This is a genomic window from Micromonospora sp. NPDC049799 (assembly GCF_040656655.1).
Classification (GTDB): Bacteria; Actinomycetota; Actinomycetes; order Mycobacteriales; family Micromonosporaceae; genus Micromonospora.
Window position 1 is genome coordinate 1 of record NZ_JBFAMU010000206.1, and the last position, 8,584, is coordinate 8,584.

Sequence of the window (8,584 nt, forward strand, 5' to 3'; positions counted from 1 at the left end):
GCCCGGCACCCCCGTGGTGCCGGGCCGCGGCGGTACGCGGTCAGCGTGCGGCGCGACGGGCCTTGACCACGCTGTCGATCAGGTCCCAGATCGTCACGGCGGCGACCCCGACCACGATGCCGCCGGCGACGGTGTCCAGGTTGCCGCCGTCGCGCAGCCACTCGAAGCGCTGGACGAATTCCGGGTTGAGCAGCCGGTCGGTGAGCAGCAGCCCGATGACCGGCAGCGCGAAGGCCAGATCCAGCACGGCGTTGACGACGACCAGGCGCCAGGTCCAGCGGCGGGCCCGGTACTTCGCGAACTCCAGCCCCATGCTGGCGGCGAGGACCGCGAGCAGGACCGGCAGCCAGGACGTCCACAGTGCCGGGTCGAGGATCGGCAGCCGGTCCCCGCCGGCCGGGATCAGCGTCTGGAAGTGCTGCCAGACCAGGAACCCGAGGGTCAGTGCGAGCGCGACGATCGAGGCGCAGGCGTCGGCCAGGGTGACGTCCCGCTCGACCGGCTCGTCCGGCAACTGGTCCACGTTCCAGGCCGGCAGTCGCAGCGCGGGGTTGACCCGTTCGGCGACGGCGAAGACCAGGGTGACCCAGAACGCGACGTGGACGGCCACGGTCAACGCGGTCGAGATGCCCACGCCGATCGCCCCGCCGGGGTTGCCGCCGGCGGTGGCCTCGACCACCCCGACGACCGTGCCGACGGTGCCGGGGACGAAGGAGAGCAGCAGCTTGAGCAGCCGCTCCCACACCAGGTAGTAGGTCGGGCCGATGAGCTGCAACCGGCGGTCGGTGTAGCGGGCGGCGAGCTGCGCCGGGTCGCCCAGCTCGGTGAGCACCTCACGCTCGGCGGTGGTGGTGGTGTGCCGGCCGTCGGTGGAGCGGCCCTCGACCATGTCCTCGATCGAGGCGCGCAGCTCGGTGGCGATCTCGTCGCGGCGCTGCGCCGGCACGGAGCGCAGGGTCGCGGCGACGTAACGGTCGGTCAGGGAGGTCATCGCTCCACTCCTTCGATGAGGCCGGTCACGGAGGTCTGGACGGCGGACAGGTCGGCGAGGAGCCGGTCGAGCAGCGACGCGCCCTCCGCGCTGGTCCGGTAGAACTTGCGCGGTCGGCTCTCCTCGGTGTTCCACTCGCTGGTCAGCAGCCCCTGGTCCTCCAGGCGGCGCAGCAGCGGGTAGAGGGTGTTGGCGTCCACCGGGAAGCCGTGGTCGGTCAGGCGTTGCAACAGGGCGTAGCCGTAGTCGGGGCGGCGGAGGGCGACGAGGCTCGCCACCACGACCGTGCCCCGACGCAGCTCCTGGAGGTGTGTCCGAAGGATGTCGTCGCTGACCATGCGTCACACGATACTGTGCGCCACACACCATTGTCTAGCGCTACATCATCGTGGCGGGACCAACAATGTGGGCGGGAGGTGGAGCGCACCTCCCGCCCGCGCGTCAGCAGGAGCGGCCCTGCCGGAAGGTGCGCTCCACGAAGGACGCCGGCCCGACCTGGAAGTAGCCGACACCGGACCGGATCGGGTGACCGGTGAACAGCTCCACCCGGCTGCCGAACCGGACCAGGTACGCCGACTCGTCGCCGGCGTCGTTCCAGATCAGTGAGCCGCGCGGACCGTAGATCTCCTCCAGTTGGTCGAAGGACATGCCGACGGACGCCCCGGCGGGGGAGCGGGGCGGCACGGTGGCCGTGCCGACCTCCACCAGCCGGCCGTTTCGGAAGGCCAGCAGGATCACCCCGGCCCAGTCCCCGGTGACGCCGGCGTGGACCACGCCGGTGCAACCGGGCGCGACCCAGCCGATCAGGCCGGCCGCCGAGAGCCGGTCCAGCCGGGCGCCGATCCGGAACGGGCCGGCGCCACGGACGCTCAGGACCTCCGGGTGGGCGTGCTGGTCGGCGGCCCGGCCGGTGACCGGCGCGGTGATCCGGGTGGCGGGGAACTCCGCCGGGGTGGCCGTGACGGCGGCGCCCCTGACGCTGGCGACGGCCGGGGAGGCGACGGTCACCGGAAGGACGGCGGTGAGGGCCAGGACGCCGGTGAGGACGGTGGACGAGAGACGGTTCATGACGGGTCTCCTCTGGTGTGTGGTTCTCCTGTCCTGTTGGTCTCCGGCGCGGCGGTTCCGGTTCGTCGGGTTCCCGACCGATCCGGGCCGACGACCCGGACCGGGGGAGTGCCGCCACGTGGCGGGACGGTTACCGTCGAGCGGGGACGCCGGCCGGGACGCCGCCGATCCGGAGGTGATGCGATGACCGCACCGGCGCTGATCGGCTCCTACCGCGTGGAGCGGCTGCTCGGGGCGGGCTCGTTCGCCACCGTCTGGCTCGCGTACGACCCGGTCCTCGACGCCCGGGTGGCGATCAAGGTGCTGGCCGAGAACTGGAGTCACGACCTGCGGGTCCGGGAGAGGTTCCTCGACGAGGCCCGGCTGCTGCGGCGGCTGGAGCACGAGCGGCTGATCCGGGTGCACGCGGTGGGCGAGTTGGCCGACGGCCGTCCGTACTCCGTACTGGCCTGGGCGGACGGCGGCAGCCTGCGGGACCGGCTGGCGCACGGTCCGCTGCCGGTGGAGTCCGCCGTGGCGCTGCTCGACGAGATCGCCGCCGGGGTCGCGGTGCTGCACCGGCACGGCGTGGTGCACCGCGACCTCACCCCCGGCAACATCCTCTTCCGATCCGGCCCGGAGGGGGAGCAGGTCCTCGTCGCCGATCTCGGGCTGGCCAAGGCGCTCGCCGCCGCGTCCGGGCTGACCGCCCGGGCGGGGACACCCGGCTACATGGCCCCCGAGCAGGACGACCCGCTGGCGGTCGTGGACACCCGGGCGGACGTGTTCGGGCTGGGCCGGCTCGGCCTTCGGCTGCTCGGCGACACCGCTCACCCGCGCGGTCCAGGCCCGGGGAGGTGCGGCGGCGAACGCCGCCCAGGCGTCCGGTGGGAAGAGCAGGACGGGGCCGGCCGCGTCCTTGGAGTCGCGGACCCCGACGGTCCGCGGCAGCCGGGCCACCTCCACGCACGCTCCCTCGTCCCCGCTGTGACTGCTCTTGCGCCAGTCGGCCCGCGCCGGTTCCGCGCCCGTCGTCGTGGTCATCTGTCTACCGTCCCTTCAGCAGTTGGAGGAGCTGGTCCCGGCTGTCCGCCGGGCTCAGCGCCACGGTCCGCAGGTGCTCCATGATCTTGGTGCAGGTACGCAGGTCGCCCGGCCGGTCGAGGACCATCTGGCCGGCAACGGTCTCCACGGAGGCGATGATCGGGTCCTCCGGGTCGGCGAACTCCAGGATGTGCAGCGAACCCCGGGTGCCCCGGTGGTAGCCGGCGGACAGGGGGATGACCTGCACGGTGATGTTCGGCAGCTCACCCACCTTGAGCAGGTGGCGCAACTGGCCCTGCATCACCGAGCGGTCACCCACCGGCCGGAGCAGCGCGGCCTCGTCGAGGATCGCGTCGAGGATGGGCGGGTCGTCCCCGGTGAGCCGCTGCTGCCGGTCCAGCCGTAGCTGGACCCGCTGCTCGACCTGGTCGTCGCCGAGGGTGTGCGGGCCGCCGCGCATCACGCCCCGGACGTAGTCGGCGGTCTGGAGGAGCCCGGGCACCACGGACGGCTCGAAGTTGGCGATCCCGGTCGCCTCGGCCTCCAGCGCGATGAAGTCGATGGTGCGGCGGTCGAGCAGGTACGAGTACGACACCCACCAGCCGGGCTTACGCGCGTCCTTGGCGAGTTGCACCGCCGCCGCGACCTCGTCGCCGCCGACCCCGTAGAGGGTGAGCAGGGCGCGCACGGTCGCCGGGTTGACCAAAGTCTGCGCGTTCTCGTAGCGGGACAGGGTGCTGCGGGTGCTGTTGATCTCGTCCGCGGCGGCCTCCAGGGTGAGGCCGGCGGCCTCCCGGTGGGCGCGCAGGGCGATGCCGAGCCGGCGGGCCCGGGCGGTCTTCGGAGCCATGCATCGATGGTTGCATGTTTCCGGGAACGTGTACATGAGAGAACGTCGATGAGAGTTGCATTCACGGGTGTGATGATGCCAATCTGTCATGGCGTCCTCACCGCCGGTTGTCGTGGCGACGGTGGTGGTGGGAGACCGGAGGGGATGGGGCGCGCGGTGATCGGGTTTCTCCCCCGTACCCGATCACCGCGTGCCTCGCCCGTTGGGCGCCAGCCGGAAGGGACTCGACGTGCGTACTGGTCAGCAGCACCGCACCGACCGGGCGGGCGGCGGCTCGACGCTCACGCGGTTCCTGGTGGTGCTCACGGACGTCCGCACGAGCGACGGCGGCGGGCGTGACGAGCGCACCACACCGGAACGCCGGCGTCAGGTCGTCGGCGCGAGCAGTCGCGAGGCCGCCGACCGGATCGCCGGCGCGTTCATGGCCCTCGGCATGGTGCGGGCCGGGCGGCAGCGGGTGAAGGTGATCGCCATCGGCCGGCGACGCACCGGATGAGACCGGCCCCCGGCGACGGCGTGGCCCGATGACCTCGCCGGGGGCCTCCCGGTCCGCCTCAGAGCAGCTTGCGCCGCTTCAGGTACGCCACCAGGTCGTCGTAGACGCCACCCTCGTTGGCGAACATGGCCACGTTGCGGGCGGTCGCCATCCACGGACGGGTGGACGGCCGCACCTCCTTCAGCGCCCGCTCCAGGTCCCGCTGCTCGATCATCCGCACCTCGCCGGTGCGGACCGAGTCGGCCATCGCGAACTCGGCCGCCGTCTCGCACAGGTGGGCCAGGTCCGCGCCGGAGTAGTCCTCGGTCGCGGCGACGACCTTCCGCAGGTCGATGTTGGCGATCGGCCGCTCCCGCAGGTGGTACTCGAGGATCGAGCCACGGGCCTCGGCGTCCGGCGGCAGCACCAGCACCACCCGGTCGAGGCGCCCGGGGCGGCGCAGCGCCGGGTCCACGTCCCACGGGGTGTTGGTCGCCGCCAGCACGAAGACGCCCTCGTTGCTGCCCTCCATGCCGTCCAGCTCGGCCAGCAGCTGGTTGCCGAGCGTCCGCATCGAGCTGGAGCCGACCTGCGAGCGCTTGTGACCGAGCGCGTCGACCTCGTCGAGGAAGAGCACGCAGGGTGCGTTGCGGCGGGCCGCCTCGAACAGCTCGTGCAGGTTGCGCTCCGAGTTGCCCATCCACATGTCCAGCACGTCCACGATGGACAGCGAGATGAACTTCGCGCCCATCTCGCCGGCCACCGCCCGGGCCAGGAACGTCTTGCCGCAGCCCGGCGGGCCGTAGAGCATCAGGCCGCCGCGCAGGCTCTTGCCGTACATCCGGCGCAGCTCCGGGTTGCGCAGCGGGCCGAGGAAGGCCAGCTCCAGCCGCTCCTTGACCGCCGCCATGCCGCCCACGTCGGCCAGTCGTATCCCGGAGACCTCCACGTCGTACACCCGGTCGCCCTCGCCGGTCACCGGCTCCTGCTCGTCGCCCGCGCGGGCGAAGCGCGGCGGCACGACATCGGCCAGTTCCTGCTCGTAGGCGGCGAGCGGATCCGGCCCGGCGGTCGCGGTCGGACCGGCGGGCCCCGGTCGCTGCGCGGGCGGCCTCGGGTCCGCCGGGGGCGGCGTCGCAGCCGGCGGTACGGTCCCACCGCCCAGAGCCCGCTGCATGAGCGCCTGCGCCGCGTCGCTGCCCGGGTCCCGGGCGAGTGCCTGCCCGATCTGGGCGATCGCCTCGGAGGGCCGGCCCGCGTCCAGCAGCAGCGTGGCGAGGTGGAGACGGAGCGGCAGGTCGTCCGGGCGGCTGTCGAGGGCCGCCGTCAGCGAGGCGATGAGAGGATCGGGGCTCATAGGACGAGCAGCGTAATAGCCCTCCCCGCGCCCCGGTGACCCGCGACGCCCGTGACGCACCGTATACCGTTCGTTGACCGGTTGCCGGGCTGCCGCTTGTGTGCCCGGGTATCGGCCGCCGACGCTGGCCACGCACAGTAAGGTCAACCGGGTGAGCGCGTACGAGCGAGAGACTCGCGTACGAGAGGTGACCCAGTGACCACCCCAGGCAGGACCCGCGTGGCGATCGTCTTCGGCGGCCGCAGCCCGGAGCACGGCATCTCGTGCGTCAGCGCCGGCAGCGTGCTCGGCGCGCTGGACCCCGACGAGTTCGAGGTGGTGCCGGTGGGCATCACCCGGGCCGGCCAGTGGGTGCTGACCAGCGGCGAACCGGGCCAGCTGGCGATCCAGGACCGCCGTCTCCCGGAGATCACCGCCACGTCCGGCACCGACATCGTGCTGCGCGCCGACCCCACCGGCAACGGCCTGATGGTGCTCGACCCGACCGAGGGGCCCCGCGCGCTCGCCGACGTCGACGTGGTCTTCCCCGTGCTGCACGGCGCGTACGGCGAGGACGGCACCATCCAGGGCATGCTGGAGATGGCCGGCATCCCGTACGTCGGGGCGAACGTGTTCGCGTCGGCCGCCGCGATGGACAAGGAGTTCACCAAGAAGCTCTGCGCCGCCGAGGGGATCCCGGTCGGCCCGTACGCGGTGCTGCGCAACGGGATGACGCTGAGCGAGGAGGACAAGCAGCGCCTCGGCCTGCCCGTCTTCGTCAAGCCCTCCCGGGCCGGCTCGTCGTTCGGCATCACCAAGGTCAGCGACTGGGCCGACCTCGACGAGGCGGTCGCCACCGCGCGGCAGATCGACCCGAAGGTGCTCGTCGAGGGTGCGGTCGTGGGGCGCGAGATCGAGTGCGGCGTGCTGGAGGGCGAGGCCGGCGGGGCGCCCGAGGCGTCGGTGCTCGCCGAGGTTCGGGTGGTCGGCGACTACGACTTCTACGACTTCGAGGCGAAGTACATCGACTCGGAGTCCGCCTGCGAGTACGACATCCCGGCCGGCCTGCCGGACCGGGTGACCCGCCAGGTCCAGGAGTACGCGGTGCGGGCCTTCACCGCCCTGGACTGCGCCGGCCTGGCCCGGGTCGACTTCTTCGTGACCCCGGAGCTGGACGTCTACCTCAACGAGATCAACACGATGCCCGGCTTCACGCCGAGTTCGATGTTCCCCCGCATGTGGGCGGCGAGCGGCCTGGAGTACCCGAAGCTGGTCAACCGCCTCATCCGCACTGCCCTGCACCGCGGCACCGGCCTGCACTGACGCGCGGCGCGTGCCGTTGATCCGCACAACTTCGGGGAAGATGTCCCCTCCGCCCAAGCGGAGTGCGCATCTTCCCCGAAACTGTCGCCCGCACCGCCCGGGTGCGGGTCAGCCCTTGCAGCCGGAGGGGATCGGGTCGGCGGAGGGGACCGAGGCGACGATGGTGTCCGAGATGCCGGAGACCCACTGCAACGGCTGTTCGTAGGTGCGCGGCACCCGGACGGAGACGGCCGTCTCCCGGTCGACGGTGGTGAGCACCGTCGCGTCGGGCTCCTCGGTGGCGTACCAGCAGACCTTGTTGACGGTCCACACGTCGTCGGTCGGGCCGACGGTCGGCTCGGCACCCCCGCAGGAGAGGGTCAGTGCCGGGTCGCCGTACGCGGCGTTCTGTTCCGGGCCGGCGGTGACCGGGCGCTGCGGCAGGTCCCGCACGGTGTCCGGGAGCTGGGAGAGCAGGGCCCGGCAGACGATGGCGGGGCGTTCGGCCAGCGCCGGGGCCGCCATCTCCACCGGGGCGGTGGACTGCGCCCGGGGGGCCGACGCGCTGGGGCTGGGGTCGGCGGCCGGCTCGTCCGGCGCGAGTGCGGTCAGCGCGAGGAACGCCACCAGCAGCGTGATCGGCAGGGCGACCGCCGTCGCGATCAGCGCGGCGCGGCGGGTCGTGGGGTCCGGGGCCGGTCGTTCCGGCGCTTCCGGGCCGGCAGCGGCCCGATCGTTCTCGGTCACGGGGGAGTCAGTGATCTTGTCCACTTACAGGCGCACCACCGAACACGTGAGGGTGCGCGTGATGCCGGGCACCATCTGCACCTTGCTGACGATGAGTTTGCCGAGCTCGTCGACCGTGTTCGCCTCGGTGAGCACGACCACGTCGTACGGCCCGGTGACGGCGTCGACGCGGACCACGCCGGGAATGTCCGCGATCTCGCCGGCCACGTCACGTGCCCGGCCGACCTCTGTCTGGATGAGGATGTACGCCTGAACCACGACAAGACCTCCGTCCGTCGCCGCCGTGGGGCGGCCCGAAGGGAGAAAGTACCTTACGGACCAGGTCTGATCCCTATCGGTGGTCGAGGAGAAGCGGTGAGCGAGCGCGGCGTGGATGTCGCCAGGGTCGGGGAGTTCGGCCTGATCGACCGGGTGACCGCCCGGTTGTCGTACGGATCGACCGTTCTGCTCGGTCCGGGCGACGACGGGGCGGTGGTGGCCGCACCGGACGCACGGGTGGTCGCCTCGACCGACGTGCTGGTGGAGGGACGGCACTTCCGGCGGGACTGGTCGTCGGCGGGTGACGTCGGCCACCGGGCGGCGGCCGCGAACCTCGCCGACGTGGCGGCGATGGGTGCGCAGCCGACGGCGCTGCTGGTCGCCCTCTGCATGCCGCCGGACCTGGACACCGGCTGGGCCGAGGAACTCGCCGACGGGCTGGCGGCCGAGGCGGCCACGGTCGGCGCGAGCGTGGTGGGCGGGGACATGTCCGCCAGCCCGACCCTGACCGTCGCGGTGACCGCGCTGGGCGAC

The 8,584-nt window shown here is 72.6% G+C and carries 10 protein-coding genes and 2 pseudogenes; 4 read left to right on the top strand and 8 right to left on the bottom strand.

Annotated elements, in window-relative coordinates; all coding sequences use genetic code 11:
* Positions 1-40: 40 nt before the first annotated feature.
* From AB0I76_RS16785 to AB0I76_RS16795, 3 genes are all read right to left on the bottom strand, one after another.
* Entirely contained in the window at positions 41-991 is a 951-nt protein-coding gene (locus AB0I76_RS16785; RefSeq protein ID WP_357035722.1) for a hypothetical protein, read from the bottom strand.
* Positions 988-1,329, bottom strand: a complete 342-nt coding sequence (locus AB0I76_RS16790) for a PadR family transcriptional regulator (RefSeq protein WP_357035725.1) — start codon at positions 1,327-1,329, stop codon at positions 988-990. The genes AB0I76_RS16785 and AB0I76_RS16790 overlap by 4 nt, the downstream gene beginning before the upstream one ends.
* 103 nt (positions 1,330-1,432) lie before the next feature.
* Positions 1,433-2,059 (bottom strand): hypothetical protein, encoded by a 627-nt coding sequence (locus AB0I76_RS16795; RefSeq protein ID WP_357035748.1) that lies wholly within the window; start codon positions 2,057-2,059, stop codon positions 1,433-1,435.
* A gap of 183 nt (positions 2,060-2,242) precedes the next feature.
* Here AB0I76_RS16795 and AB0I76_RS16800 point away from each other — a divergent pair.
* Positions 2,243-2,842 (top strand): annotated as a pseudogene (locus AB0I76_RS16800) (serine/threonine-protein kinase); the annotation flags it as partial.
* 45 nt (positions 2,843-2,887) lie between these two features.
* On the opposite strand, the pseudogene AB0I76_RS16805 reads toward AB0I76_RS16800, so the two are convergent.
* Both AB0I76_RS16805 and AB0I76_RS16810 read right to left on the bottom strand, forming a co-directional pair.
* A pseudogene (locus AB0I76_RS16805) lies at positions 2,888-3,082 on the bottom strand (DUF397 domain-containing protein); the annotation flags it as partial.
* A 4-nt stretch (positions 3,083-3,086) separates the two neighbouring features.
* Positions 3,087-3,932, bottom strand: a complete 846-nt coding sequence (locus AB0I76_RS16810; RefSeq protein WP_357035728.1) for a helix-turn-helix transcriptional regulator — start codon at positions 3,930-3,932, stop codon at positions 3,087-3,089.
* Between the two features lie 229 nt (positions 3,933-4,161).
* Here AB0I76_RS16810 and AB0I76_RS16815 point away from each other — a divergent pair, with 229 nt between their 5' ends.
* The gene (locus AB0I76_RS16815) at positions 4,162-4,428 is read left to right on the top strand and encodes a hypothetical protein (protein ID WP_357035731.1); all 267 of its coding nucleotides are present in this window, start codon (positions 4,162-4,164) and stop codon (positions 4,426-4,428) included.
* Positions 4,429-4,486: 58 nt separating this feature from the next.
* Here AB0I76_RS16815 and AB0I76_RS16820 read toward each other — a convergent pair whose 3' ends face one another.
* Positions 4,487-5,764: an ATP-binding protein gene (locus tag AB0I76_RS16820; RefSeq protein ID WP_357035734.1), complete on the bottom strand. Its 1,278-nt coding sequence runs from the start codon at positions 5,762-5,764 to the stop codon at positions 4,487-4,489.
* Between the two features lie 195 nt (positions 5,765-5,959).
* Here AB0I76_RS16820 and AB0I76_RS16825 point away from each other — a divergent pair, with 195 nt between their 5' ends.
* Positions 5,960-7,066 carry a D-alanine--D-alanine ligase family protein gene (locus tag AB0I76_RS16825; RefSeq protein ID WP_357035737.1) on the top strand — a complete coding sequence of 369 codons (1,107 nt, stop codon included), beginning with the start codon at positions 5,960-5,962 and terminating at the stop codon, positions 7,064-7,066.
* A 108-nt stretch (positions 7,067-7,174) separates the two neighbouring features.
* On the opposite strand, the gene AB0I76_RS16830 is transcribed toward AB0I76_RS16825, so the two are convergent.
* Positions 7,175-7,792, bottom strand: a complete 618-nt coding sequence (locus AB0I76_RS16830; protein WP_357035740.1) for a DUF3515 family protein — start codon at positions 7,790-7,792, stop codon at positions 7,175-7,177.
* A 24-nt stretch (positions 7,793-7,816) separates the two neighbouring features.
* Positions 7,817-8,050: an Lrp/AsnC ligand binding domain-containing protein gene (locus tag AB0I76_RS16835; protein WP_155333652.1), complete on the bottom strand. Its 234-nt coding sequence runs from the start codon at positions 8,048-8,050 to the stop codon at positions 7,817-7,819.
* Positions 8,051-8,146: 96 nt separating this feature from the next.
* Between AB0I76_RS16835 and AB0I76_RS16840 the strand changes: the two genes are divergently transcribed.
* The coding region (locus AB0I76_RS16840; protein ID WP_357035745.1) for an AIR synthase related protein at positions 8,147-8,584 on the top strand (438 nt) is incomplete at its 3' end.